This is a genomic window from Streptomyces sp. NBC_01506 (genome assembly GCF_045040295.1).
Classification (GTDB): Bacteria; Actinomycetota; Actinomycetes; order Streptomycetales; family Streptomycetaceae; genus Streptomyces.
Map to the genome: position 1 here is coordinate 6,013,996 of NZ_CP109422.1, position 26,245 is coordinate 6,040,240.

A 26,245-nucleotide genomic window follows, 5' to 3' on the forward strand; every position below is an offset into this window, starting at 1 on the left:
GGTGCCATGAGCGGGAGAAAGGAAAAAGCGGAGAAAGGGAGCACTTCGATGCCGGATGCCATGCCGGACGCCATGCCCGACGCCACGCCGGACACCAGCACGGTCGCTGTTCTCGGAGCGGGCGCCCTCGGTGCCGCGATGGCGACGCGACTCGGCGAAAGTGGCCATGAGGTGCGGCTGTGGAACCGTACGCGGGCCAGGGCCCGTACGGCGGCCGAGCACGCCACCGGTGTCACGGCGGTGGAAAGCGCGGCCGACGCGGTCTCCGGCGCGTCCGTCGTCCTCACCGTGCTCCGCGACGGCGACGCGGTGTCGGCGGTCATGTCGGACGCCGTCACCCGACTGGACGACGGCGCCGTCTGGGTGCAGGCGAGCACGGTGGGCCCGCGAAGCGCCACCGCCCTCGCCGAGCTGGCCCGCGCTCACGGTGCCGACTACCTCGACGCACCGGTCTCCGGCAGCACCGTCCCCGCCCGGCAGGGCAGACTCGTCTGGCTCGTCGCGGGTCGGGAGGACGTCCTCACGCGGGCGCGCCCCGTCCTCGACGACCTCGGCTCGTCCGTACTGCACGTGGGGACGGAGGCCGAGGGCAGCGCCGTCAAGCTCGCGGTCAACGCGTGGATGGCCGCGTCGACGGTCGCCATGAGCGACGTCCTCGCGCTGTGCGACGCGCTCGGTATCGACCACGCGACATTCGTCCGGGTCCTTCAGGCGGGCCCGCTCGCGATGCCGTACGAGTTGCAGAAGATCGACGCCATGGACCAGGGGTCGTACGCACCCGGCTTCGCCGTCCAACTCGCCCTCAAGGACCTCGATCTGGCCGCGACGGCCACCGCCCCCAGCCCGCTGCTCCGCGCGGTCCGCGACCGGCTGGACGCGACCATGGCCGCCGGGCACGACCGCGACGACCTCGCGGCCGTCGACTATCTGCGAAAGCGCCCGCCGACCGGCCGACCCGGCGCGTAGATCACGTCAGTCGACGTCAGTCGACGTGCTCGTTGGCGCCGAAGAAGAACATCTCGCCGCATTCGCGCACCGGTTGGCCGGCCGGCAGCGGTTCCCCGGCCAGGACGGGCATGGCCACGGCCGACCAGTCGATTGCCACCTGCCCGTCCGGCGTGCGGCGAAGTGACTCACGCAGATCCGCGATCACGACGGGCCGGCCCGGCAGGTAGGTGTCCAACCGGAACGTGTCTCTGCCGTCTCTGCCGTCTCTACCCTCGCTGCCGTCGTCGCCAGGGACTCTCTTACGGAGATGGTCCTCCGCCGCACCGCGCACCTCGGCCGGGTCCGTCACCAGCCAGGTCCAGCCGACCTCGGTCCCGCTGTTGCTGACGAGTTCGGTCATCCGAAGCAGATGGAAGCCCCTGGTGTGGTGGCTCGTGGCCTCTTCTTCCCGCCACGGCCGGGACAGCTCGATGTCCTCCAGGGTCTCGACCCGGACCTCGGCGGCGTAGTCGGCCGGGTCGAGACGCAGCGCCTCGCGGTAGGCGGCGGCAGCGCTCTCATGGTCGTTGAGCCATTCCAGCGCCTGGCCAAGACCGAAAGCCGCGAGATTGTTCGCCGGGTCCAGCTCCAGCGCCCTTCGCGCCAAGTGAACGGCGTCGTCGGCCAGTTCACGGCCGGCCTCGTCGTCGTCCGCCAGCCCGGCGAACGGCGACCGTTCCTCGACCACCGTCTCGAACAGCTCGTCGAGCTCGTTCTCCACGTACGCCTGAAGCGTCCCGAGCGCCAGGACGGTGAGCCCGACAGCGGCCGTGACGTTCCGCGGATCGGACCGCTGCACGAGCGCGTACAGCTCGCGTATCTCGGCCGCCTCATCCGCAAGGTCCGCCGGAGCGTCCACCGCCGCGCCCAGCGCGTACTCCCGCAGGAGACCGCCCGCCTTGCGCAGCGCCGCCGACCTGATGTCTGCCAACTCCCCTTGCATGGAGGGATGTTGGTCCCCGGCTCAGTTGGTGCTGTCCGAGGTCGGTCCGGGATTCGTGTGGAGGATCTCGCGGGCCTGGTCCGCGGCGCGGCCGATGCTCTCGGAGACGAAGTCGACGAAGCGGGCGATGTTCTCCAGCCGGGCGCCGGCCGGAGAGTCGGGGCCGAGGACGCCCACGCCCTGTCGGGCGATCTCGCCGAGGTGGGCGGTGGCGCGGGCGCCGGCCATCGTGGACTGGTACATGACGTCGTCGTCGACGACGTAGCGCTCGCGGCGCCGTTCGTCGCGCTCCCGGCGGATGAGGCCCTGGCTTTCGAGGAACGTGATCGCTTTGGAGACGGATGCCGGGCTGATCCGCAGGCGCCCGGCCAGCTCGGAGGCGGTGAGGCTGCCGGCGTCGGTGGTGTAGAGGTTGGCCAGCACCCGGGCCGTCATCTTGGGCAGGCCCGACTGCATGAAGACGGTGGTGAACGTCTCCTCGTACTCGCGTACGGCTTCGGCGTCGCGTCCGTGGTCCTGCGGGGGCGTTTGGGGGTCCCGGGGCGCGGCCTTTCTGCGGCGGTGGGTGCGGTGCTCGGTGGCGCGGTGGGCCAGGTCGGCGCGGTAGGCGGCGGGGCCGCCGTTGCGCATCACCTCGCGGGTGACCGTCGAGGTCGGCCGGTCGAGACGTCTGGCGATCTCCGCGTAGGGGAGGCTGTCGGCCAGCCCCAGCGCGATCTGCCGGCGTTCCTGCTGAGTGAGTCTGCCTCCCGGCATCGCGGTCTCCTTCATGGTCGGTGGTGTCCCCAGCATAGCGTTCACTCTTGATTCATTGCAACGATCAGCGCACGGTCGTTGCGTTAAATCTCAAAACCAATGCAACGAATACACTGCTTCTACCTGCAATGATGGCAATCTGACGCAACAGATGGATTGCTGAATCAGGAAAGGCAACGTAGCTTTTCCATCATCAGAAACGACGAACCGAAGGAAAGCACGATGCAGAAGTTCGACACCACCGCCCCCGTGACCGCCGTCCTCGACATCCCCGCCGGCCGTATCCAGTTCATCGCCGCCGACCGGGCCGACACCACGGTCGAGGTCCTGCCCGCGAACGCCGCCAAGAGCCGCGACGTGACGGCCGCGGAGCAGACCGAGGTCACCTACGACGACGCGGGCGGCGTCCTGCGGATCAAGTCCCCGGAGGCGAAGAACCAGATACTCGGCGCTTCCGGGTCCATCGAGGTCACCGTCCAACTGCCCGCCGGCTCCCACGTAGAGGCGAAGGCGGCCCTCGCCGAGTTCCGCGGCGTGGGACGGCTCGGCGACGTCACCGTCGAGGGCGCGCAGGGCACGGTCAAGCTGGACGAGGCCGAGAGCGCCCGACTGACCCTCCAGTCCGGTGACATCTCGGTCGGCCGCCTGGGCGGCCCCGCGCAGATCAGCACGCAGAAGGGCGACCTGCGCATCACCGAGGCCGCGCGCGGCACGGTCACCTTGCGCACCGAGTCCGGCGACATCACGGTCGGCGCCGCCCGAGGAGTCTCCGCCTCCCTGGACGCCGGTACGTCCTACGGCCGGATCCACAACGCGCTCAAGAACACCGACGGCGCCGCCACCGCCACCGCCGCCCTGACCATCCACGCGACCACCGCCCACGGCGACATCACCGCCCACAGCCTGTAAGAGCGCCCGCGGCCTGTAGGAATACGGTCACCGGCCGCTCGTTCGCCGAGGAGACGCGGCGGCTGATCCTTCGGCCGCTCGGGCTGTCGGACACCGTGGTGCCGGAGACCAGCCCGGAGATCCCCGAGCCGTACACCCACGCCTACCACCGGTACGAGGAGGCCGGCCAAGGAAATGTTCGGCGGCGGGCGGGCGGGGGCGGCGCAGTAGACAGGGCCGGGCCTGCGCGCTCACCCCGGCCGACGCCATCCGCAAGCGTGATCAGCCGCCGGCGCCGCCGGCCGGTTCGGGCGAGCCTTCGGGGGTGACCGGCCCGAACGCCCCCGGCAGGGTGGGCGTCGATGCTCTTCCCCCGATGACGGTGACTCCCATGAGCTGCTCCAGCCGGTTCAGCAACGCCGCCGAGAGCGCCCCACGCGCCTCGTCGGCCTTCACCAGGGCCCGCTCCAACTCCTCTGTGCGCACCGTGTCCAACGGCTCCTGCTTGATCACCGCCACCCGCGTCAGCTCCGTGACACGACGCAACGCGTGCAGCACGCGGGACTGTTCGGGCGATCCCGATTCGGAGGGGTACGGATACCCGTAGCCGGACTGATGGATCCAGATGCCGTCGTGGAGCGCGTGGTCCAGGGCGGACTGCGCGCTGTTGCGGGCGATGGCCACCGCTTCGTCGAACGACTCGATGTCGACCAGCCGGCCGAGCTTGAGATCCTGGATCGTACGAGCCAGCAGGTCGTGCCACGTACGTGTGGTCGTACGCATGAGGATGACGCGCGTGGTCTCGGCCTCGCGGTTGGCCCGGCCCTGCACCTCCGCGTTGGCGGCCTCGGTCTCCCGCATGGTCGCCTCCGCCTGGCGGCGCTGCGCGCGCAACGCGCTCCGCTGCGCCTGGAGCGGCCCCCAGAAAGTCGCACCACCCGTGACCAGGGCTCCGCCCAATGCGCCCAGTAGCCCGTAGACCGCCTCCGACATGGCCTCAGCCTTTCCACCCTGACGGGGCGTCATGCGAGCCCGGCGGTTCTTTCGCGGTCTGTTCGGCGTTCAAGCGGGGGCGTTCAGTTACGGAGCAGCGCCAGTGCCTCGTTCAGGTTGTGCTCGGCGATGCCCGCCATGAACGCCCGGTCGGGGAAGTCCCCGTCGAGCAGCCGCAGCGGACCCGCCGTCAGCGAGAGCCGCTGCGCGAGCGTGTAGAGCGCGAGCCGGTCCTCGTCCAGTCCGTCCGCCTTCAAGGACTGATACGCGTCATGCAGGCGGATCCGCAGAAAGACGTGCTCCCACTCGACGTCGAAGTACATCAAGCCCTCGATGTCGATCACCACGGGGGTCCCGTCCGGGTCCACCAGTACGTGATCGGGCCCCAGTTCGCCGTGCACGACCGCGTACTGAGCGCGCGGCCGGACCGCCGCAGTCAGATCCAGCAGCCGCACTTCCAGCCGGTCGCGTGCCGCCGCGATCCGCGGATCGCGCGCCGCCGCCTCGGCGAGGTCGCGCAGCGCGCGATCGAGGACGACCCCCTCGCACGACGTGCCGCGCGACGTACCTCCCCCGTCGACCACGGCCACCTTGCCGTATCCCGGCGCACGATGACGCCGCATCTCCTCCAGCGCCTCGCCGAGCCGGGCCATGACCGGGGCAGCCGCGCCCGGGTCGCGCGCGAGCAGCTTCTCCAGGCTCTCGCCCGGAAGTTCCTCGACGATGGCGAGGTCGGCCGGACAGTGGGTGCCGGCACGGTCGGCGAGACGGATCGCCGGAACGCGGACACCGAGCGCGTCCAGCCGCGCGTGCGCCGCCTCGAACAGGTCCAGCCCCAGACCGGGCGAGAACGGGTCGGTGAGATCGTCGTCGCCCTCGGCCGCCGGCCAGTAGTTCTCGGCGTCGTGCCACACGTACGCGATCGCCGTCGTCGCGTCGTCCATCACCAGGCGGTACACGCCCTTCTTGGTGCCGCCCGCGACGCGCTCAACCGCCTCCAGCCGCCTCCCACCGCCGAGCGCGGTCCGCGCGGCGCCCGCCAACTGCTCCCGCGTCACTGCCCTGGGGGCCACGTCCGTACCGCCTCTCCGTCACGGCAACCTGCGACAACTGGTCACATGATCCGCCGTGCTTCAGGTGGCGGGTGAGTCTTGGGCGGAGAGTTCTTCGGCCAGTTCCATACAGCGCAGGCGGGCCGGGGAGAAGTCGTAGGGCATCTTGCCGATGGCTCCGAGCGCGCTCATGGAGCCGGCCTCCCGCCTGCCGGAGCTGAGGCCGGCCTCGTCCTCGCCGTCATCGGCGGTAGCGGGGTGCAAAGTGTCCCAGGCGTCGAAGAGGGCATCGTCGTCCTTGTCCAGGCCGGACTCCTCGATGACGGCATGGAGGGCGCTTTCGAAGGCGTGCCGCTCGACGGCCACCTGAGCCACCCGCGGATCATCGACGGCGACGCTGTCATCAAGTGCCTCCTCGGCGCCGTCGATGCGGTCGGAGTCCTCCCGCAGAGTGGGATGCGTGGCCAGGACGACGAAGCGGGTGGCCTGGACGGCCGCGCCGAGCGGCCCGAAGATCCGCTCAGTGACCAGCAGAGTGTCCAGGTCCGCCTGCCGCAGGGAGCCCTCGGGCAGGCTCTTGAGGCGTTCGGTGACGAAGTCGGAGAGCAGGCCCATCCGGCTGCCTTCGGTGCGCATCCGCTGCACGGCGGCCCGTTGCCGCCGCAATCGCGCCTCCTGCTCGGCGAGGGTTTCCGCCAACCGCTCCAGGATGCCCGCGATACCTTCTCCGCTGTCCGCACCGGCGGAAGCCGTGCCGGTGGTGAAGGCGTCACGGATGTCATCCAGGGCGATCCCGGCATCGGCCATCTTGCGAATCCACAGCAGGCGGATCATGTCCTCGTACTCGTAGCGCCGGCGGTCATCGCCGCCCCGCTCAGGCTCGGGCAGCAGCCCGATCTCGTGGTAGTGACGGATCGCCCGTGGCGTGCTGCCGACGAAGGCCGCCGCGTCACCGATCTTGACCTGGCGGGGTGGCATGAAAGACGAATGCACGAGCGGGGACCTTTCCTCAAGGGGTCGGGACGTAGGTCCACCGGACCACATGCCGCTACGGAAGGTGCAACCCGTACACACCGCCCCGCGCCGATGCGAGGAAATGCGCCCCCGCGTGCCGGGCCCGAGGTCCCCAATTTCAACTCCTGGCCGCCGGTGTGAGCAGGTCACCTCGGTTCAGAGACTCGCGCAGCACAGTGGAGATCCGCACGGGCAACAAGTTCACTGCGGCGACGGCATTCGCGGTGAGGGGGAGCTCTTCGAGGATGTACTCGCCACGGTCGTCCCGCTGGAACTCGGGGCCGCTGCGGTCGGCGAAGTTCCACGTCGTGATCCTGGCGACGTAGAAGTACTCGGTCTCGCCCTTCGCGTTGTCGAGCTGGTGAAGCAGGCGCACGATCTCGGCCTCGCCGGCGATCTCCTCCCGGACCTCGCGCAGGAGTCCGTCCTCGAGGGTGGCATCGCTGTCCTCGACCCCGCCTCCGACGACCACCCAGTAGGGGACGGCGCCGGGTCTGACGCGCTTCATCAGGAGCATGGTGTCGTCGGGGGTGATCAGGACGGCACGAACACGCTGCTTCATCGGATCGGTCTCCCTGGTGGATCGGTTGAGACGGGATGGTCAGTGCAGGAGCCGACCACCGTCGATGTGCAATGACTGGCCGGTGATGAACGAGGCGGACGGTCCGGCGAGGAAGGCGATGGCGGCTGCGACATCGTCGGGCCGGCCTCGGCGGGGAACGCACTGGCGCGCGATCTGGTCTCCGGGCCGTGCGCGATGGTGGGCCGGCAGGGTGTTCTCGGCGTCGACCTGGATGGCTCCCGGAAGGACAGTGTTTACGCAGATGCCATGGGAGCCAAGTTCCCTCGCCAGGGATCTGGTGAGACCGATCAGGCCGGCTTTGGCAGTGCTGTAGGCGGTCAGCCCGGCGCGCCCGGCGCGGGCGTTGACGCTGGAGACGTTGATGATGCGGCCCCACTGGCCCCGGATCATCGCGGGGGTGACGGCGTGGCAAGTCCGGTAGTGAGTGGTCAGGTTGACGTCGAGCGTGCGATTCCAAGCGGTCTCGTCAGTCCCTTCCCAGGTGATACGCGGGTAGGCACCGGCGTTGTTGACGAGGATGTCCACCGGGCCGATCTCGCTTGCGACCTGGCTGACCATCAGGCTGACAGCGGCCGGGTCGGTGAGGTCGGCGCTCACCTCGATGCCGTCGGCGCCCAGCCGCCGTGCCTCGTCGAGAACGATGCGGGCCTGGTCGATCTGGGCGTAGTGGCTGATGGCGACAGTGGCGCCGGCGCCTGCGAGTGCTCGGACGGTGGCCGCACCGATCCCCGTCGCGGCGCCGGTGACGAGGGCGACACGTCCCTGGAGAGGGCGCACCGTGAGGGGCGGGTCAAGGAGTCGTGCCGTCACGGGGCCTCCACACAAGTAAGAGCGGTCAGCGGGTCGGTGTGCGTGAACGGGAAGTTGTCGTCCTTCAAATGCTGGACCTGGGCGAGTTTGGCCAGCAGGAGCAACATGTCGGTGGGGGTGAGCAAGTGGGGCGGGACAACGCCGAGGATCCGGAGGGTAAGGAAGGGACCCAGGGCGTGGAGTTCACGGCCGACGGGCAGGCCGGCGGCGTCGCCGAGATCCGTGGTGACGCGTGAGAGGAGCCGGGTGAAGGCGGTGAGGCGCCCCGGGCCGGTGAGCCAGGTGTAGTGCAGGTGAAGTTGCCGGTGCCGGGCGGACAGTTCCGCGTACTCGATGATGGGAGTGTGGGTCGGGGGCAAGTGGAGGGGCAGTGTGCGGGTGTGGACGTCGCGTTGGTAGGTGGGAACGAGCCAGCCTCCCAGGGCGAGCAAATACCACAGGAGATTGGCGATCTCGCCGGCCAGGGTGTTCCGGCCCGCGTGCTCGAAGTCGAGCCAGCACGCACCTTCGGCGCTGACGGCGATGTTGGGCTCGGTCGGATCGCCCTGGGTGATGGCGGAGACCCACCGGCTGTCGGGGCGCAGCGCTGTGCGAGCGGCCTCTATCGCGGCAGGCACGTCCAGATCAAGCCGGGTGCCGTTGACGGTGGCGGTGTAGTCGGCGAGCGCGTGGAGGGGAATCCGTTCGCCGGTGTGCGTGTCGGGGACAGTGAGGCTCTGGTTCAGGTACCAGCCGTCGACGCGACCGCCGGGGCGGATGCGGTCGGCGTACAGCGCGGGCACACACGCTGACAGAGCGGTGGTCAGGCCGGTCGCGGCGGTCGCCGCGACCAGGTCGTCGCAGACGGCGTCAACGAGGTCGGCGACATCGCCCGTGGGTGCGCGGCCACGGTCGGCCAGGGCGATGAGATCGCCCAGCAAGAACCGGCAGCGACCGGAGGCGAAGACGTCTTCGTATGTGATCACGTCGGTGCAGGTGTCGTACCGGACGCGTCCCAGGAGGGCGGGGACTTGGAGGCGTCCGGCGACCTGCAGCCAGCCGGTCTCCTCCGCGTCCGCCCTCGCAGGGGAGAGCGTCTTACGAAAGGTCCCTGGTGTGGCGGCGGTGGTCATGCGGCCTCCTCGGTCGTCGGCATCGTGACCATCCAGCGGTCGAGGACGAGCTGCGCGAGAGCGGTGGCGGCGGTGCGGTCGGTACGGGCCCTGCGCACGAGACCCCCGTACCGCTCGTCCTGGCCGGTGACCAGGAGGTGAAGGGCCTCGTTGTCCCCGGACTGCTCGGTGCGGTCGAAGCGGAGGAGGACTTTGGCCAGCAGTGCGGTCACCTTGAACAGGGCGCGCAGGTCCGGGGCGCCCTTCAGGAGCTGGCGGCGGATCTCGACGGCGGACCGCACGCCGGCTTCCACACTCGCGGTGACGTCGTCGGCGAGCGGCGGTGCGGGAATCGTCAGCCCTGGGCGGACCCACTGCGGGAGCAGAGAGCCGGCGCCCAGGAGAGTCAGGACGTGCAGCAGGCGCGAGGTGACCGCGCCGGCGCGGCACTCGGCCTGGCTCAGGACTGTCAGGCCGAGCTTGACGGCGCCGAGTTCGCTCTGGACCTGTGTAAGGGCTTGGTGCAGTTCGATGGTGCGTCCGGGCTCGGCGATGACGAACACGTCCAGATCGGACCAGCCGTGCTGGTACTTACCGCAGGCGCCGCTGCCGGTAACGGCCAGCAGGTCGATCAGCGGATCGGGCCGACGCGTGACGCGTTCCAGCAGCGCGGTCAGGAACGCCTCGAGCGGGACGGGCAGGCCGAGCGCGTTCACCGGTGTGGAGGGCGGGGTGACGGTGGGCCAGGCGGCATCCAGCACGAGCCGGTCGAGCCGGCGCTCCAAGGCCAGACGGGAGCGGTTGTTGTCGATCACGGTGTCGGCGATGGCAGAGATCTTCGGTGCGCCCCGGGACGCTTTCACCGTGTCCCTGATGAGCATGTCATCGGGGTCGGTCAACCCGCGCCGGGACCGCAGTTCGGCTGCGGTCTCGATGTAGGCGACGGCCAGTTGATCGCCGAGCATGCGACGCAGTTCCACGGTGACATCGAACTCGTGCAGGGACTCCAGGGTGATGCGGCGGAGAAAGTGGTGCGCCGCCGCGTACCGGTCCAAGCTGTCCAGGAGAAGTTCGGCGCGCACCACGGGCTCGATGGCGTACGGGCTGTCGACTCCCGTGCGGCGGGCGGCCTCGTCCAGCATGTAACCGATCTTCAGGCGGGCGTGGCCGTGACGGGTGCGCAGGTACTCCCCGGCGGTGCTCTTGCCGCTCTCGGACATCCCGCCGAGCGCGATGACACGGACGCCGGGCAGGCATCCGGCGGGCACGAGGGCGGTGTAGGGGTGCAGGCGGCGGCGCAGGTCGTTCTGGACCGCGACGACGGGGCGCCCGTCGACGGTGATGACCTCGTCGAAGCGGCCCTCGCGGACCAGACGGTGTATCTGGTGGTGGAGGTGGCGCTGGTAGTCGGCGTATGTGGAGGTGACGTTCTTCTCGTGGGAGAGAGCGCGGGCGGTGGCGACCTCCGGGTCCTCGTGGTGCAGGAGTACGACTCCGCGCTCGTGGCCGTTGGCGGCCTTCAGGTCGTGGCTGTACGGCTCCAACAGCGCGCGGGCACGGTCGGCCGCGTGCTCGGGGGACAGACTCTCGCGCACCGCGACGGTCGCGGCCAGGGACGCCTCCAGCATCGGTACGCCCCGGTCAGCGAGCCGTAGACCCGCCCCCTCATGCCGGTGGCGGGAGCGCCGCAGGTAGGAAGTAGCCAGGACGTCGGCGACTTCCTCGACGGGGCCGATCCGGAACCACCAACTGCCCATGCCGTGCTTCTTGATCGCCGCCCACCGGGCATCGTGGGTGTCCAGCGGTCCGGTCGCCACGGCGGCGGGGCCGATCCGTCGTGCCAGGATGCCGAGTTGTCTGGTCTTGCCGGTGTTGTCCGCACCGCTCAGCGCGATCGTCAATACGTCGTCGCCCACTTCGGGCCTCCGATCCGGCTGTGCTGCCTGCCCGGTGCCGACCGGCCCGGTAAACCGAGTACACCCAACGGCCTGCGCGGGAACCAGCGTTCGAGGGTCATGCCGAGGTCATGCGGCTGGTGAGTTCCGGCCCCGTCCGGTCCTTCGGATGGTGAACTGGACGGGTGGACGCGCTCCCCCAGCACCCGCTCGCCATCGCCCGCCGTCTCGACGGCCTGTCCCAGAACGACCTGGCCGAGGCGATCAGACAGGCGGCGCGCCGCCGCGACCGGAGAGCCGGCACAACCAAGCAGCAAGTCTCCGTGTGGGAACGTCCCCGAGCCCGTGCGCCGGACCCCTGGTATCAGCAGTTGATCGCTGACGTCTTCGGTGTCGATCCCGACCATGTGACCGTGCTGGGCTGGCCGTACTGGCTGCCCGGGAACGAGGCGCCCGTCCCCCTCGGCACGGGGGCGACGGCCGCCGCTCTCAGAGAGGCCCAACGCCGCACCATGCTCAACCGACGTACCCTCCTCGGGCTCGCTCCTGCCGCACTCGCGGCACTGGCACAGCAGTGGGCCACACTTGACCCCGCCCTGGCCGCTTCGGCCGCCGACGGCCAGGCTGTCGCTCCAGAATTCGTTACCTGGCTGGAAACCAGCGTCCGGCACCTCACCGGCATGGCAACCGCAGAGCGCCAGCACACAGCCCAGCTCCTCGACAGCTACTACGACACCGTCGTCGGCCTCCTGGAGAACGCCAACTACAACGAGGCGACCGGCACCCGCCTGCACACGCTGGCATCTTCCCTCGCCCAGACGATCGGCTGGCACCGGTTCGACCACGAACACCACACCGCCGCCGGCCACTTCTGGACCGCCGCCCTCCACGCAGCCCACCAGGCGGGCGACACCGACCGCGGAGCGGGTCTGCTGGCCGACCTCGCCTACCAGAGCATCTGGCTCGGCCAGGCCGCCCCCGCGATCAACGTCCTTGACCACGCACTGCACCGCACCCAGGACCCCACCGCCCGCTCTCTGCTCCACCTCCGTAAAGCCCGTGCGCTGGCCATGAACGGAGAAGCCCACGCCTGCCGCCGGGCCCTCGACGCGGCCGAGCACGCCCTCGACACCGCCACGGCCAGACCTCCGGCGTGGTGTTCCTGGATGAGCCGGGCCGACCTCGCCGTCGACGCCGGCCGTTGCCTCATCGACCTCGGCGAAACCGGCCCAGCTCTTCACCAGATCACCCAGGGCGTAGCCCTGTTGCCCACATCCCGGGACAAGACCCGAGCGGTCTTCCTCGCCTACGAAGCCGAAAGCCTCTTACGCCAGGGCGAGATCGACCACAGCGCCGCGACCGCCCATCAGGCACTCGCTCTCGCCCAGCGGATCGGCGCCTCGCGCTGCCTCCGCCAGATCGGCGACTTTGCGCCCGCGCTCGAACCTCACCGGAAAGTCCAGGGCGTCCAGCAGTTTCTCAGCGCCGTACGAGCAGTCTGAGCAGGGCGATTCCGTGGCCTACGGGGCGAGTTCGCCGTTCTTGACACCGGTCAGGAACGCGGACCACTGGGCGGGTGTGTAGAACTGCGTCCCGGCGGCACGGTCCTTGGTGTCGCGTACGGCACGTCCGCCGTCTGCGGTGCGGGCGACCTCGACGCAGTCCTGGGTGCCGCCGGCTGAAGCGCTGGACTACTTGAACGCGGTCACGATTTCGTGGTGCTTCACTGTGCGTCCTTCTCGCTCTCCGAGAGTTCCTTCATCGTTCTGCGCATGAAAGCAATGCTCTGATCCGGGGTCAGTGCGGCGGACCGCAGAGACTCGAAGATCTGGGCGTGATTGGCCATTTCGGCCAGGTCCTCCAGGAGGACGGTGCTGGTCGTGGTGTCGTACGCGACGGCCTCGGGTGCCGGTTCCGGGCCGAAGTTGAACAGCACGAAATGAGTGCCTCCGACTCGTTCCAGTGGCAGATGCCGGTGCTGAGGGAGTCGCAGGAGACCGACACCGACGGGCGCGGGCTGTTACTCGTGGACGCGCTCAGTGACAAGTGGGGCGTCAGGCCGCGTGACGTCGGCAAGACGGTGTGGGTGCATCTCCCCGTCAGCCCGCCGGGACTTGGCGTGACCGATCCCGCCGTACTCTCGGCGGCCCCGTTCCTCGCACCTGTGGCCCGGCAGTCGGGAGGGACGACCGCCGGGCCACACGGGGAACTGTCAGAACTGCCGGAACTGCCGGAACTGCCAGGGCGCCCGTCACTCCTCCAGCGTCAGGCCCTTCCGCAGTCTGACGAGCGTGCGTGACAGCAGCCGGGACACATGCATCTGCGAGATGCCGAGCTCCTCGCCTATCTCCGACTGGGTCATGTTGGCGACGAAGCGCAGGGACAGGATCGTCCGGTCGCGGGCCGGGAGGCCGGCGATCAGGGGCTTCAGCGATTCGACGTACTCGATGCCTTCGAGCCCGTGGTCCTCGTAGCCGATGCGATCCGAGAGCGCGCCCTCGGTATCGTCGTCCTCCGGCTGGGCGTCCAGCGAACTCGCCGTGTACGCGTTGCTCGCCGCCATCCCCTCGACAACCTCGTCGTTGGTGATGCCGAGCCGGTCGGCGAGTTCGGCGACCGTCGGTGCCCGGTCCAGCAGTTGGGACAGCTCGTCGCCCGCCTTGGCCAGTTCGAGGCGGAGCTCCTGGAGCCTTCGCGGCACCCGCACCGACCACGACGTGTCGCGGAAGAAGCGCTTGATCTCGCCGACGATCGTCGGCATCGCGAAGGTGGGGAACTCGACGCCCCGGCTCAGCTCGAAGCGGTCGATGGCCTTGATCAGACCGATCGTGCCGACCTGGATGATGTCCTCCATGGGCTCGCTGCGGGAGCGGAACCGGGAGGCGGCGAACTTGACCAGGGCGAGATTCAGTTCGACCAGGGTGTTTCGTACGTACGCGTGCTCATGGGTGCCCTCTTCCAGATGCTCGAGGCGCCCGAAGAGGGTCTTCGACAGAGACCGCGCGTCGAGCGCGCCCACCTCGTCGAAGGGTGGAATCTCTGGCATGTCATCGAGGCCCGGGAAACCGGACGCGGGTGTGGCGCCGGTCTCGTCAGGTTCGGACGGGATTGTCGACGGCGCGTGGGGGGTACGCGGTTCGTCGAGCCGGGGTGACATGGTCTCCTCCATACGTTCTCGGCATATGGCTGCCGATGCCAATACGCGCTGCTGCGGTTTGCGGCGCCTCCATAGCCGGTCGTGTGAGTCAGGTTTGGTTGTGTCTTTACTAGCCCTATCGGTTGGGTGCGGATCTGTGCAAGTGTCATTTCGCACATATGTCCATATTGTGTGGGGGATTGACTGTCGGAGACCGCATGAAAGGCGTAATGTTTCGGCGAACGCCACGGGCGCGTGACGCGACGAAGGGCGTCACCGGTGGGAGCTTCCAGAAGCTTCCACAGGGTCTTCCGGAACAACTTCCAGAGCATCTGACGACGGCGCACGACACGGCAGAAGAGGGACGGACGGGCATGGACCGCCAGACGGTCGGCAGCGGGAACCGGGGCCGGCTTCGGGTCGAAGTCCGGACCGAGGGCCGAAGCGAGGTCGTGACAGCGGCGGGTGAGTTGGATCACCACACCGCCGAACTGTTGCGTACGCCACTGGAAGAAGCGATCGACCAAGGGCGGGTACGCCTGGTGGTCGACTGCTCGCAGTTGGAGTTCTGCGATTCGACCGGGCTGAACGTGCTCCTCGGGGCCCGCCTCAAGGCCGAGGCCGCCGGCGGAGCCGTCCATCTGGCCGCGATGCTGCCGGTGGTCGCCCGGGTCTTCGAAATCACCGGCGCCGAGGCGGTCTTCACCGTGCACGAGTCGCTGGAAGCGGCTCTTGCCGACTGACCCCGGAGCCGTACAAGGTTCTCTCCGGGAATCTGATGTTGCGAGTGTCACGCCACCCGCGTAGGTCTTGTGGGTGTTGTCACGATTACGCCGGGCAGAAGAGTCCCCGGGCGGCCGGTCGGGACAGGCAAGGCACTCGCTGTAGTGACGCAACGACTATGCGGCGTGACGAATGAGCGACGTAACGACGTAACGACGTAACGACCAATTGGCGAACCGGTGAATCGGTGAGGTGAAGCGCTGATGAGCACCACCCGGCAGTTTCCGCCGGGCGATTTCGGCTCCGAGCCGGACGGCGCGGGTATCACCTCCGCCGGGCCCGAAAGCCGGGTACGCGCCCTGGCGTTGGGCAGCGCCAGCGGCATCGTCCCGATGGCACGCGACTTCACCCGCCAGGCGCTCTACGACTGGGGCTGGCTGCCGGCCGCCACCGCGGACCGCCGCGCCGCCGCGGAGGACGTCCTGCTCGTCGTCTCCGAACTGGTCACCAACGCGTGCCTGCACGCCGAAGGGCCCGAGGAGCTGCGGGTCTCCTCCGACACCAAAATGCTGCGCCTCGAGGTCACCGACCGGGGTACGGGCCAGCCCGCGCCCCGCACCCCGCACCGCGCCGGACGGCCGGGCGGGCACGGGATGTTCATCGTGCAGCGGCTGTGTCTGGACTGGGGTGTGTCCCGTACGCCGGGAGTCCCCGGCAAGACGGTCTGGGCGATCCTGGCGGCCCCGGCGTAGGGCGTCGGCCGCGAGGGCGATCGAGTGGCGCGGCTCTCCTGGGCGCTGATGCCTGCCCTCAATCGCCGGGCGGGCTCATTTTGAGCCCCGCCCGGCGATTGAGGGCGAACCGGCCGCCGGGCGGACCCGGTGAATCCAATGCGGCACAGCACCCGGCCCCATCCTCAGCAGCCCCGCCGCGCCGCGCACCGTCACCGCACGTCGCCCATCAGCGCCCGCACCTTCCTGCGGTACATGAACACCGCGAAGCCCGCCAGCGTGGCCAGCAGCGCCTCCACGGCGACCACTCCCGTACGGCTCAGATCGACACCGGCGATGGACAGCATCCCGGTCACCGAGTCGCCCGCCGTCACCGCGAGGAACCAGACGCCCATCATCTGACCGGCGTACTTCGCGGGCGCCATCTTCGTCGTCACCGACAGGCCGACCGGCGACACGCACAACTCACCCACGGTCTGGATGAAGTAGATGCCCACCAGCCACACCGGGCTGACCAGCGTGCCGTCCGCCGCCAGGACCAGCGGGATCAGGAAGAAGAAGAACGAGACGCCGACGAAGATCAGGCCGGCCGCGAACTTCACCACCGTGCTGGGCTCCTTGCCCCGCCGGTTGAGCCACAGCCAGAGCCAGGCGACCACCGGGGCCAGCGCCATGATGAACACGGGGTTCAGCGACTGGTACCAGGACGTCGGGAAGCCGATGCCGAAGACGTCGTCGGCCGCCTTCGTCGTACCGAACGCCTGGATCGTCGACCCGCCCTGGTCGTAGATCATCCAGAAGACCGCCGCCGCGACGAAGAACCAGATGTATCCGGACATCTTCGTCTGCTCGGCCGCCGACAGCTCCTTGTCGCGCTTTATCCGGATCAGCACCCCGGCCGGGATGACGATGCCCGCGAGCGTCAGCGGCACCATCGCCCAGTTCATGGTGAAGTTGCCGGTGAAGACGACGACTCCGTAGAAGACCGCGCCGATCAGCAGCCAGGTCAGCCCCTTGGTCAGCCAGGCCGCGCGCTCCTCGCGCGACAGCGGCGTCGGGACGACACTGCTGCGCGGCGCCAGATGCTTCGTACCGAGCAGGAAAACGATCAGACCGATGCCCATGCCGACGGCCGCGAGCGCGAAGCCCAGGTGCCAGTTGTACTTCTCGCCGACGGTCCCGATGAGCAGCGGCGCGAAGAAGGCGCCGATGTTGATGCCCATGTAGAAGATGGTGAATCCGCCGTCGCGGCGCGGGTCGTTCGGCCCGTCGTAGAGATGGCCGACCATCGTGGAGATGTTGGCCTTCAGCAGCCCCGAGCCGAGCGCCACCAGCGACAGACCGGCGAAGAAGGTGCCCGAGCCCGGCAGGGCGAGCGTCAGATGGCCCGCCATGATCGTGCAGGCCGCGATCGTCACCGTCTTGCGCGGGCCCCAGACGCGGTCGCCGAGCCAGCCGCCGGGCATGGCCAGCAGATAGACCATCGACAGATAGATCGAGTAGATCGCCGTCGTGGTGGCCAGGGTCAGCCCCAGACCGCCCTCCTGGAGCCCCTTCGAGGCGTCGGGGCCGCCGGACAGCAGATAGATCGTGAGCAGCGCCCTCATGCCGTAGAAGCTGAAGCGTTCCCACATCTCCGTCATGAAGAGTGTGGCCAGTCCGCGCGGGTGGCCGAAGAACGTCTTCTCCGGGGCGGGGCCGAGGCCCGTGCCGGGGCTGTGGGGGCCGCCGGGTGGTTCGGGGGTGTCCTTGGTGAGACTGGACGCCATGGGGGGATCCTTGTTCGCTCGGGTTGATGAGGTGCGTGAGGTGCGTGAGGTGCATGAAAAAGGGGACCTTCGGCCCTCAAAGCTGCCGAAGGTCCCCGACCGGTCCCGCGAAGAGCCAGGCCAAGAGCCAGGCCACCCTACGGCATGACATAGAGGCATATCGCATGACAGAGGGGTACATGGGCGGACTTGAGTGATGGATCACAGGTTCGTCCGGAACGACGGACCACTTTCGAAGGCAGGTGGCCCAATCGCGTACCGGAGCCACAGCCATCGGCGATCACCGCCCGGCCGCTCCTCCGCGCGGACTACCATCACCTCATGACCCGTGTACTGCTCGCCGAGGACGACGCGTCCATCTCGGAGCCCCTGGCCCGCGCCCTGCGCCGGGAGGGCTACGAGGTGGAGGTACGCGAAGACGGTCCCACCGCGCTCGAAGCCGGCCTCCAGGGCGGCGTGGACCTGGTCGTACTCGACCTCGGACTGCCCGGTATGGACGGCCTCGAAGTCGCCCGGAGGCTGCGCTCCGAAGGCCATTTGGTACCGCTGCTGGTGCTGACCGCCCGCGCCGACGAGGTGGACACGGTCGTCGGCCTCGACGCGGGCGCCGACGACTACGTGACCAAGCCGTTCCGGCTCGCCGAACTGCTCGCCCGGGTACGGGCCCTGCTGCGGCGCGGCGCGAGCGAACCGGCCGCCTCGCCCACCACGCACGGCGTGCGCATCGACGTCGAGTCGCACCGGGCCTGGATGGGCGAGGAGGAGCTTCAGCTCACCGCGAAGGAGTTCGACCTGCTGCGGGTCCTGGTCAGGGACGCGGGCCGGGTCGTCACCCGCGATCAGTTGATGCGCGAGGTCTGGGACACCACCTGGTGGTCGTCCACGAAGACCCTCGACATGCATATCTCCTGGCTGCGCAAGAAGCTGGGCGACGACGCGGCGAACCCGCGCTACATCGCGACGGTCCGAGGCGTCGGTTTCCGCTTCGAGAAGAGCTGAGCCGGGCGAGCGGGCGCTGTCCGGCAGAGCAGAGCAGAGCAGAGCAGAGCGCAGTGCGCAGAGAGCAGAGCGCAGAGCGGAGTAGGGCACAGTGCGCCGTCGTCTGATCAACTCCACGCTCGCCGTGGTGCTCGTCGTCATCGCCGTCTTCGGGGTCTCGCTGGTCATCGTCGAGACCCGCACCATCAGCAGCAGCGCCCAGGAGAGCGTGGACCTGGAGGCGGTGCGGCTGGTCAGCATCGTGGACAGCCGGCTGATCGGCGGCGAGCGCGTCACCGAGGCGATCCTGCGGGAGCAGATCAACGGCGACCGGTACGCCAAGGTCGAGATCCCCGGCCGCCCGACCGTCGAGATCGGCAAGGCGCCCGACGGCGGCGTCATCCGGGGCAGCGCCGAGGGCGAGCAGGGCGAGACCGTCACGGTCGAGGAGTCCCGCGCGTCCGTCACCCGGGAACTCGGCCGCACCCTGATGATCATCGGCGGGGTGGCGCTGCTCGCCGTCATCGCCGCCGTCCTGCTCGCCGTACGCCAGGCCAACAAGCTCGCGTCACCGCTCACCGACCTCGCCGAGACCGCCGAACGCCTCGGCTCCGGCGACCCGCGCCCCCGCCACAAGCGGTACGCCGTGCCCGAGCTGGACCGGGTCGCCGATGTGCTCGACGCCAGCGCCGAACGGATCGCGCGGATGCTCACCGCCGAGCGCCGGCTGGCCGCCGACGCGTCCCATCAGCTCCGTACGCCGCTCACCGCGCTGTCCATGCGCCTGGAGGAGATCTCCACCACCGACGACCCGGACATCGTCAAGGAGGAGGCCACGATCGCGCTCACGCAGGTGGAGCGGCTGACCGACGTGGTGGAGCGGCTGCTCACCAACTCCCGTGACGCGCGCACCGGTTCGGCCATCGTCTTCGACCTGGACGACGTCGTGCAGCAGCAGATCGAGGAGTGGCGCCCGGCCTACCGCAGCGCCGGCCGCGCGATCGTCTGCTCCGGCACCCAGCACATGCGGGCGGTCGGCACCCCCGGCGCCGTCGCGCAGGTCCTCGCGGCGCTGATCGAGAACTCCCTGATGCACGGCGGCGGCACGGTCGCCCTGCGCAGCCGTATCACCGGCAACCAGGCCGTGATCGAGGTGACGGACGAGGGACCCGGCGTACCGGCGGACCTCGGGGCGCGGATCTTCGAGCGCGCGATCAGCGGGCACAACTCGACGGGCATCGGGCTCGCGGTCGCCCGCGACCTGGCGGAGGCGGACGGCGGACGGCTCGAACTGCTCCAGCAGCAGCCGCCGGTCTTCGCGCTGTTCCTGAGCCGTGAGGTACGGGTGCGCAAGGAGCCGAAGAAGACCGTCAGGTAGGACCGTCAGGTGACCCGGCCGGGCTGCGGCTCGGGCTGCTGCTGCGCCGCCGGGGGCGGCTGGAGCCGGCGGAACACCCAGGTGCGGTACGACCAGAAGCGGAACAGCGTCGCCACGCCGATCCCGAGGAACTTGAACACATTGCTCTGGAGAGGGGTGTCCCAGCCGAACCCGTACGTCGCCGTGTAGAGCACACCGTTCTCGATGACCAGCCCGACCGCGCTGAACAGCAGGAAGAGCGTCAGCTCCTTCGTACGGCCGCTCTTGTCGCGATCCCGGTAGGCGAAGTGGCGGAAGCCCACGTAATTGCAGGCGATCGCGACGACGGTCGCCAGGATGCTGGCCCGGACCACCGGGATCTCGGTGATGTGCCGTACGAGGTTGAAGACGGCCAGATTGACCAGCAGGCCCACCCCGCCGACCGCGCCGAACTTGGCGATCTCGCGGGTGAGCAGGGACAGCCGCTCCCACAGGGGTTGTCGCTGCGAAGGCGCGGGAGTCATGTGGTCGCTCAGCCCCGTCGGGTCGGTGTGTTCGGTCGACGACGTCCGTGACATCCGATGACATCGCCGACGCCGATGAAGTCCATGAAGTCCATGAAGGTCGATGACGTCCATGGCGGACGGACGTCGACGACGCAGTCTCGTCGGTCGAATCTCCCCCGGCGCCACGACGCAACCGACCGACCCACCTTAACCACCGGACCGGCCCACGCCGGGCGACGGATACCCTGGGTGTGTGACGTTCCCGGTAGTCGGCATGGTCGGCGGCGGTCAGCTCGCCCGTATGACCCACGAGGCGGGCATCCCCCTCGGCCTCAGATTCAAGCTCCTCAGCGAGACCCCTCAGGACTCCGCGGCGCAGGTGGTCAACGATGTGGTCGTCGGCGACCACCGCGACCTGGACACGCTGCGCGCCTTCGCGCGCGGCTGCGACGTGATCACCTTCGACCACGAGCACGTCCCCATCGAGCATCTGCGTGCCCTGGAGGCGGACGGTATCCCCGTACGCCCCGGCGCGGACGCACTCATCCACGCGCAGGACAAGGGTGTGATGCGCGCCCGGCTCACCGAGCTGGGCGCGCCGTCCCCCCGCCACCGCATCGTCAGCGACCCCGCCGACGTCGCGGCCTTCGCCGCCGAGGTCGGCGGCTTCCCCGTCATTCTCAAGACGGTGCGCGGCGGCTACGACGGCAAGGGCGTGTGGTTCGCCCGAACGGAGTACGACGCCGAGCAGCCCTTCCGGGCCGGCGTCCCCGTCCTGGCCGAGGAGAAGGTCGACTTCGTCCGGGAGCTGGCCGCGAACATCGTGCGCTCGCCGCACGGCCAGGCCGTCGCGTACCCCGTCGTGGAGTCGCGGCAGGTCGACGGCGTGTGCGACACGGTCATCGCGCCCGCGCCCGGACTCTCCGAGGAGCTGTCCGGCCAGGCGCAGCAGCTCGCGCTGCGGATCGCCGACGAGCTGGGTGTCGTCGGGCATCTCGCCGTCGAGCTGTTCGAGACGGCCGACGGCCGGATCCTCGTCAACGAGCTGGCCATGCGCCCGCACAACTCCGGCCACTGGACGCAGGACGGCGCGATCACCTCGCAGTTCGCCAACCACGTACGGGCCGTACTGGACCTGCCGCTCGGCGACCCGCGCCCGCGCGCGCCGTGGACGGTCATGTGCAACGTGCTGGGCGGCGACTACCCCGACATGTACGCGGCGTATCTGCATTGCATGGCCCACGACCCGCAGCTCAAGATCCACATGTACGGCAAGGACGTGAAGCCCGGCCGCAAGGTGGGCCACGTCAACACCTACGGTGACGACCTGGCCGACGTGCTGGAGCGCGCCCGCCACGCCGCCGGATACCTCCGAGGAACGATCACCACATGAGCTCTCCCCTCATCGGCGTCGTCATGGGGTCGGACTCCGACTGGCCCGTCATGGAGGCCGCCGCGCAGGCGCTCGACGAGTTCGAGATCCCGTACGAGGTCGACGTCGTCTCCGCGCACCGCATGCCGCGCGAGATGATCGCGTACGGCGAGGAGGCCGCCGGACGGGGACTGAAGGCGATCATCGCGGGCGCCGGGGGCGCGGCCCATCTGCCGGGCATGCTGGCCTCGGTCACGCCGCTGCCGGTCATCGGGGTCCCCGTACCGCTGAAGTATCTGGACGGCATGGACTCGCTGCTGTCGATCGTCCAGATGCCCGCCGGGGTGCCGGTCGCCACCGTCTCCGTAGGAGGAGCCCGTAACGCCGGGCTGCTGGCCGCGCGGATCCTCGCGGCGCACGACCCCACGCTGCTGTCGCGTATGCGGGACTTCCAGCAGCGGCTCAACGAACAGGCCACGGACAAGGGCAACCGCCTCCGTACGAAGGTCGCGGGCCACGACGCCTTCGGCTTCGGGAAGTGAGGGTCACCATGGGCACCGAGGACTATCTGGAGCGGGCTCTCGAACTGCTCGAGGACTTCCCCGTGGTCGACGGGCACAACGACCTGCCGTGGGCGCTGCGCGAGCAGGTCCGCTACGACCTCGACCGCCGCGACATCGCCGAGGACCAGTCGGCGCATCTGCACACCGACATCCCCCGGCTGCGGGCGGGCGGCGTGGGGGCGCAGTTCTGGTCGGTGTACGTACGTTCCGACATGGCCGGCGACACGGCGGTCAGCGCGACCCTGGAACAGATCGACGTCGTCGGGCGCATGATCGCCCGCTACCCCGACGACCTCGTCGCCGCGCGCACCGCCGACGACATGGAGAACGCCCGCCGCGCGGGCAAGATCGCCTCCCTGATGGGCGCCGAGGGCGGCCACTCCATCAACAACTCCCTGGCCACGCTGCGCGCCCTGCACACCCTCGGCGTGCGCTACATGACGCTCACGCACAACGACAACCTTCCGTGGGCGGACTCGGCGACCGACGAGCCGGGCGTGGGCGGTCTGTCGCCCTTCGGCCACGAGGTCGTACGCGAGATGAACCGCACCGGCATGCTGGTCGACCTCTCGCACGTGGCCGCCACGACGATGCGCGACGCGCTCGTGACGAGCGCCGCGCCGGTGATCTTCTCGCACTCCTCCGCGCGGGCGGTCTGCGACCATCCGCGCAACGTCCCCGACGACGTGCTGGCGCTGCTGCGGGCCAACGGCGGGATCGCCATGGCCACCTTCGTACCGAAGTTCATCCTTCCCGACGCGATCGCCTGGACGAAGGCCGCCGACGACAACATGCGCGCGCACGGCGCGCACCCGCTGGACACGACCGAGGCCGGGATGCGGATCCACCGCGCGTACGAGGAGGCCCACCCGCGCCCGGTGGCCACGGTCGCGACGGTCGCCGACCACCTGGACCACATGCGCGAGGTCGCGGGCATCGACCACATCGGCATCGGCGGCGACTTCGACGGCACGGCGTTCACGCCGGACGGCCTCGCGGACGTGGCGGGCTACCCGAACCTCGTCGCGGAACTGTTCGCGCGCCGCTGGTCGCCCGAGGACCTGTCGAAGCTGACCTGGCACAACGCGGTACGGGTGCTGCGCGCGGCGCAGGACGTGGCGCGGGGGCTGCGCGCGGAGCGCGGGCCGTCGACGGCGACGATCGAGGAACTGGACGGCTGACGAACCGGCGGTGCGGGACCCGCGGCGGGCGCGGGGCGAGGCTCGTACCCCCGAACGCCCCGTCCGCCGCGACCCGTCCGTCACCCCGTGGCACGGTGGCCGTACTGCCTTCGCACCCCACGGAGCCTCGTCATGGCAGATCTACGGGACGATCCCTACGACTCGGACACCGCCGCCGGCGCGGCCGGCGACATCGACGCGCATACGCTCACGGACCCGGCCACGGACACCGCCCCCGTGTCGTCCGCCGAGCGCGCCCGCGTGCTGCTGGCCGCGCACCCCGTCATCGACGGCCACAACAGCCTCGCCCCCACCCTGCTGCGCCGCCGAGGCGCCGGACACAGCCACGACCTCGACCAGGGCGAGAGCGCCCTGGACACCGACATGCCACGGATCCGGGCGGGCGCCCTCGGCGCGCAGTACTGGTCCCTCCAGGCGGACGGTGACGCGGCCGGCGAGGGCCGGGCCATCAGTACCACGCTGGAACTGATCGACCTCGTACGGGAGTTGATCGCGTCCTGCCCGGAGAGCCTGCGCCTCGCGCTGGGCGCCGGGGATCTGGCCGACGCCCGCAACTGCGGACGCGTCGCCTCGCTGCTGGGCCCCGTGTCGGGCCGGGCCATGGGCGACTCGCTCGCCACGCTCCGCGCGCTGCACTTCCTCGGGGTGCGTGTCCTCGCCCTCGCGGGCGCGCGCTGGGCCGACGACGGGCTGACCCGCTTCGGCCAGGAGGCCGTACGCGAGATGAACCGCCTCGGCGTCATCGTCGATCTGACCGGCGCGTCCGAGGAGACGGCGCGCGCCACGTTCGCCGTCACCAAGGCACCGGCGATGTTCTCCCACGGAGGCGGCGACGTCCCCGACGGCATCCTTGAGCTGCTGCGCGCCAACAGCGGTGTCTGCATGGTGAGTTTCGCGCGCGCCGCGTCCCTCTGCGCCGTCGCGGACCGTGTCGAGCGGGTACGGGACGTGGCGGGCCCGCAGTGCGTCGGCCTCTCCGGGACGTACGGCCACGAGGCGCGGACGCCCCGTACCGCCGGCCTCGAAGACGCCTCGTGCTACCCGCACTTGATCACCGAACTGCTCGAACGCGGCTGGGACGACACCGCGATCACCGATCTCACCTGGGGCAACGCGGCGCGTGTGCTGCGCGACACCGAGTTCCTGGCCCGCGCAGCCCAGGGGCGGCGCTCCCCGTCGACGGCGACGATCGATGAACTGGACGCCGCGCGCCGGTAGTTGGGCAGTCGCCGGGGTCAGGGGGCGTCTTGCCGATCTTGCCGGGCTCGCGGTCCCTGGCACGCCCGCTCGCCGCGTTGTCGTCAGTCGCCGACGCTCCGCGTGGGCTCCTTCCTCCGCCTTGCGATCGCACGCACCAACGTGACATCGGCCGCTGCCGCGGCGGGCGCTCCCTGATCCGGCCTGATCGACAAGACACCCCTAGGCCCTCGGCCGCCCCATCGCCCGGTACGTCCAGCCCGCCCCGCGCCACACCGCCGGGTCCAGCGCGTTGCGCCCGTCCAGGATCAGCCGCCGCGTGACGGCCTCGCCGAGCCGCGCCGGGTCCAGCTCGCGGAACTCGCGCCACTCGGTCAGATGCAGGACGACATCGGCGCCGCGCACCGCCTCCAGCGCGGACCCGGCGTATCCGAGCGTCGGAAAGAGCCTGCGCGCGTTGTCCATGCCCTTCGGGTCGTACACGGTCACCTGACCGCCCTGGAGATGGATCTGGCCCGCGACGTTCAGCGCGGGGGAGTCCCGTACGTCGTCCGAGTCCGGCTTGAACGTCGCGCCCAGCACCGCGACGCGCTTGCCGAGGAACGACGAGTCGCCGCCGACCGCCTCGCGCGCCAGCTCCACCATGTGGCCCCGGCGCCGCATGTTGATGGAGTCGACCTCGCGCAGGAACGTCAGCGCCTGGTCCGCGCCCAGCTCGCCCGCCCGCGCCATGAACGCCCGGATGTCCTTGGGCAGACAGCCGCCGCCGAAGCCGATCCCGGCGCGCAGGAACTTCCTTCCGATGCGCTCGTCGTAGCCGATGGCCTCCGCCAGCTTCACCACGTCGCCGCCGGCCGCCTCACAGACCTCGGCCATCGCGTTGATGAAGGAGATCTTGGTGGCGAGGAAGGAGTTGGCGGCGGTCTTCACCAGCTCGGCGGTCGGGAAGTCCGTCACGATGAACGGCGACCCTTCCCCGACCGGTGTCGCGTACACCTCGCGCAGCACCTTCTCGGCGCGCTCGCTCCGCGTACCGACCACGATCCGGTCCGGGTGGAGCGTGTCCTGTACGGCGAAGCCCTCCCGCAGGAACTCCGGATTCCACGCCAGCTCGACATCCGCGCCCGCCGGTGCCAGCTCGGTGAGCCGGCTCGCCAGGCGCTCGGCGCTGCCGACCGGCACGGTCGACTTGCCGACCACCAGCGCCGCGCGGCCCAGTTGGGGGGCCAGCGACTCGAACGCGCTGTCCACATAGCTCATGTCGCACGCGTACTCGCCGTGCTTCTGCGGGGTGTTCACACAGACGAAGTGGACGTCGCCGAAGGCGCCGATCTCCTCCCAGGAGGAGGTGAAGCGCAGCCGGCCGCTCGATCCCTCGAAGCCGGAGACGTGCTTGCGCAGCAGCTCCTCGAGGCCGGGCTCGTACATCGGCACCTTGCCCGCCGACAGCATCTCGATCTTCTCGGGGACGACGTCGAGCCCCAGCACCTCGAAGCCCAGCTCCGCCATGGCCGCGGCGTGGGTGGCGCCGAGATAGCCGGTGCCGATCACAGTGATCTTGAGGGCCATGGATGCTCCAGGGAGTGCGGACGGCTGCGGTGCGATCGCGGCTGCGATCGCACCGCGAGTGCGGTGCCCGAGCATATCCACGCGGCCCGGACCCCCTTTCGGGCGCCCGTACGACAGCGCGTGGGAACTG

Annotated in this window: 26 protein-coding genes and 1 pseudogene; 12 read left to right on the forward strand and 15 right to left on the reverse strand. The window is 69.8% G+C overall.

What is annotated here, in order from left to right:
• Positions 1–48: 48 nt before the first annotated feature.
• Positions 49–966 (forward strand): NAD(P)-dependent oxidoreductase, encoded by a 918-nt coding sequence (locus OG329_RS26760; RefSeq protein ID WP_405798734.1) that lies wholly within the window; start codon positions 49–51, stop codon positions 964–966.
• Positions 967–982: 16 nt separating this feature from the next.
• Here OG329_RS26760 and OG329_RS26765 read toward each other — a convergent pair whose 3' ends face one another.
• Both OG329_RS26765 and OG329_RS26770 read right to left on the reverse strand, forming a co-directional pair.
• A complete protein-coding gene (locus tag OG329_RS26765; protein WP_405798736.1) occupies positions 983–1,930 on the reverse strand; it encodes a tetratricopeptide repeat protein in 948 nt (315 codons plus the stop codon).
• Between the two features lie 21 nt (positions 1,931–1,951).
• The gene (locus OG329_RS26770) at positions 1,952–2,686 is read right to left on the reverse strand and encodes a helix-turn-helix domain-containing protein (protein ID WP_405802033.1); all 735 of its coding nucleotides are present in this window, start codon (positions 2,684–2,686) and stop codon (positions 1,952–1,954) included.
• A gap of 156 nt (positions 2,687–2,842) precedes the next feature.
• Between OG329_RS26770 and OG329_RS26775 the strand changes: the two genes are divergently transcribed.
• Positions 2,843–3,595 carry a DUF4097 family beta strand repeat-containing protein gene (locus tag OG329_RS26775; protein ID WP_405798737.1) on the forward strand — a complete coding sequence of 251 codons (753 nt, stop codon included), beginning with the start codon at positions 2,843–2,845 and terminating at the stop codon, positions 3,593–3,595.
• Positions 3,596–3,856: 261 nt separating this feature from the next.
• Here the strand turns inward: OG329_RS26775 and OG329_RS26780 are convergent, their stop codons facing one another.
• From OG329_RS26780 to OG329_RS26810, 7 genes are all read right to left on the reverse strand, one after another.
• Entirely contained in the window at positions 3,857–4,567 is a 711-nt protein-coding gene (locus tag OG329_RS26780) for a hypothetical protein (protein ID WP_405798739.1), read from the reverse strand.
• Between the two features lie 83 nt (positions 4,568–4,650).
• The gene (locus OG329_RS26785) at positions 4,651–5,625 is read right to left on the reverse strand and encodes a phosphotransferase family protein (RefSeq protein ID WP_405802034.1); all 975 of its coding nucleotides are present in this window, start codon (positions 5,623–5,625) and stop codon (positions 4,651–4,653) included.
• 75 nt (positions 5,626–5,700) lie between these two features.
• Positions 5,701–6,612, reverse strand: coding sequence for a MerR family transcriptional regulator (locus OG329_RS26790; protein WP_405798741.1), 912 nt, complete (start codon positions 6,610–6,612; stop codon positions 5,701–5,703).
• 139 nt (positions 6,613–6,751) lie between these two features.
• On the reverse strand, positions 6,752–7,195 hold the full coding sequence (locus OG329_RS26795; RefSeq protein ID WP_405798742.1) for an NUDIX domain-containing protein: 444 nt from the start codon (positions 7,193–7,195) through the stop codon (positions 6,752–6,754).
• A gap of 39 nt (positions 7,196–7,234) precedes the next feature.
• On the reverse strand, positions 7,235–8,026 hold the full coding sequence (locus tag OG329_RS26800) for an SDR family NAD(P)-dependent oxidoreductase (protein WP_405798743.1): 792 nt from the start codon (positions 8,024–8,026) through the stop codon (positions 7,235–7,237).
• Positions 8,023–9,138: a hypothetical protein gene (locus OG329_RS26805; RefSeq protein WP_405798745.1), complete on the reverse strand. Its 1,116-nt coding sequence runs from the start codon at positions 9,136–9,138 to the stop codon at positions 8,023–8,025. The genes OG329_RS26800 and OG329_RS26805 overlap by 4 nt, the downstream gene beginning before the upstream one ends.
• Complete coding sequence (locus OG329_RS26810) at positions 9,135–11,033, reverse strand: nucleotidyltransferase domain-containing protein (protein WP_405798747.1); 1,899 nt, start codon at positions 11,031–11,033, stop codon at positions 9,135–9,137. The genes OG329_RS26805 and OG329_RS26810 overlap by 4 nt, the downstream gene beginning before the upstream one ends.
• 164 nt (positions 11,034–11,197) lie before the next feature.
• On the opposite strand from OG329_RS26810, the gene OG329_RS26815 reads away from it, so the two are divergent.
• On the forward strand, positions 11,198–12,514 hold the full coding sequence (locus tag OG329_RS26815) for an XRE family transcriptional regulator (protein ID WP_405798748.1): 1,317 nt from the start codon (positions 11,198–11,200) through the stop codon (positions 12,512–12,514).
• 18 nt (positions 12,515–12,532) lie between these two features.
• Here OG329_RS26815 and OG329_RS26820 read toward each other — a convergent pair.
• A pseudogene (locus OG329_RS26820) lies at positions 12,533–12,643 on the reverse strand (DUF397 domain-containing protein); the annotation flags it as partial.
• 92 nt (positions 12,644–12,735) lie between these two features.
• A complete protein-coding gene (locus OG329_RS26825; RefSeq protein ID WP_405798749.1) occupies positions 12,736–12,948 on the reverse strand; it encodes a Scr1 family TA system antitoxin-like transcriptional regulator in 213 nt (70 codons plus the stop codon).
• A gap of 3 nt (positions 12,949–12,951) precedes the next feature.
• On the opposite strand from OG329_RS26825, the gene OG329_RS26830 reads away from it, so the two are divergent.
• Positions 12,952–13,311: an ATP-binding protein gene (locus OG329_RS26830; protein WP_405798750.1), complete on the forward strand. Its 360-nt coding sequence runs from the start codon at positions 12,952–12,954 to the stop codon at positions 13,309–13,311.
• Here OG329_RS26830 and OG329_RS26835 read toward each other — a convergent pair.
• The gene (locus tag OG329_RS26835) at positions 13,264–14,169 is read right to left on the reverse strand and encodes an RNA polymerase sigma factor SigF (RefSeq protein ID WP_405798751.1); all 906 of its coding nucleotides are present in this window, start codon (positions 14,167–14,169) and stop codon (positions 13,264–13,266) included. The genes OG329_RS26830 and OG329_RS26835 overlap by 48 nt on opposite strands.
• Positions 14,170–14,522: 353 nt before the next feature.
• Here OG329_RS26835 and OG329_RS26840 point away from each other — a divergent pair, with 353 nt between their 5' ends.
• Together OG329_RS26840 and OG329_RS26845 are read left to right on the forward strand one after the other, a co-directional pair.
• Positions 14,523–14,891, forward strand: a complete 369-nt coding sequence (locus OG329_RS26840; RefSeq protein WP_405798752.1) for an STAS domain-containing protein — start codon at positions 14,523–14,525, stop codon at positions 14,889–14,891.
• A 243-nt stretch (positions 14,892–15,134) separates the two neighbouring features.
• Entirely contained in the window at positions 15,135–15,623 is a 489-nt protein-coding gene (locus OG329_RS26845; protein ID WP_405798754.1) for an ATP-binding protein, read from the forward strand.
• A gap of 191 nt (positions 15,624–15,814) precedes the next feature.
• Here OG329_RS26845 and OG329_RS26850 read toward each other — a convergent pair whose 3' ends face one another.
• On the reverse strand, positions 15,815–17,371 hold the full coding sequence (locus OG329_RS26850) for a peptide MFS transporter (protein WP_405798756.1): 1,557 nt from the start codon (positions 17,369–17,371) through the stop codon (positions 15,815–15,817).
• A 321-nt stretch (positions 17,372–17,692) separates the two neighbouring features.
• Between OG329_RS26850 and OG329_RS26855 the strand changes: the two genes are divergently transcribed.
• Together OG329_RS26855 and OG329_RS26860 are read left to right on the forward strand one after the other, a co-directional pair.
• On the forward strand, positions 17,693–18,370 hold the full coding sequence (locus OG329_RS26855; RefSeq protein ID WP_405798757.1) for a response regulator transcription factor: 678 nt from the start codon (positions 17,693–17,695) through the stop codon (positions 18,368–18,370).
• A gap of 91 nt (positions 18,371–18,461) precedes the next feature.
• Positions 18,462–19,727: an ATP-binding protein gene (locus OG329_RS26860; protein WP_405798759.1), complete on the forward strand. Its 1,266-nt coding sequence runs from the start codon at positions 18,462–18,464 to the stop codon at positions 19,725–19,727.
• 5 nt (positions 19,728–19,732) lie between these two features.
• Here the strand turns inward: OG329_RS26860 and OG329_RS26865 are convergent, their stop codons facing one another.
• Positions 19,733–20,230, reverse strand: coding sequence for a GtrA family protein (locus tag OG329_RS26865; RefSeq protein WP_405798761.1), 498 nt, complete (start codon positions 20,228–20,230; stop codon positions 19,733–19,735).
• A gap of 256 nt (positions 20,231–20,486) precedes the next feature.
• On the opposite strand from OG329_RS26865, the gene OG329_RS26870 reads away from it, so the two are divergent.
• From OG329_RS26870 to OG329_RS26885, 4 genes are all read left to right on the forward strand, one after another.
• Complete coding sequence (locus OG329_RS26870; protein ID WP_405802035.1) at positions 20,487–21,605, forward strand: 5-(carboxyamino)imidazole ribonucleotide synthase; 1,119 nt, start codon at positions 20,487–20,489, stop codon at positions 21,603–21,605.
• Entirely contained in the window at positions 21,602–22,126 is a 525-nt protein-coding gene (purE, locus tag OG329_RS26875) for a 5-(carboxyamino)imidazole ribonucleotide mutase (protein WP_405798763.1), read from the forward strand. The genes OG329_RS26870 and purE overlap by 4 nt, the downstream gene beginning before the upstream one ends.
• A gap of 8 nt (positions 22,127–22,134) precedes the next feature.
• The gene (locus tag OG329_RS26880) at positions 22,135–23,328 is read left to right on the forward strand and encodes a dipeptidase (RefSeq protein ID WP_405798765.1); all 1,194 of its coding nucleotides are present in this window, start codon (positions 22,135–22,137) and stop codon (positions 23,326–23,328) included.
• Positions 23,329–23,460: 132 nt separating this feature from the next.
• Complete coding sequence (locus OG329_RS26885; protein ID WP_405798767.1) at positions 23,461–24,567, forward strand: membrane dipeptidase; 1,107 nt, start codon at positions 23,461–23,463, stop codon at positions 24,565–24,567.
• A gap of 201 nt (positions 24,568–24,768) precedes the next feature.
• Here OG329_RS26885 and OG329_RS26890 read toward each other — a convergent pair whose 3' ends face one another.
• Entirely contained in the window at positions 24,769–26,115 is a 1,347-nt protein-coding gene (locus tag OG329_RS26890; protein WP_405798768.1) for a UDP-glucose dehydrogenase family protein, read from the reverse strand.
• Between the last annotated feature and the right edge of the window lie 130 nt (positions 26,116–26,245).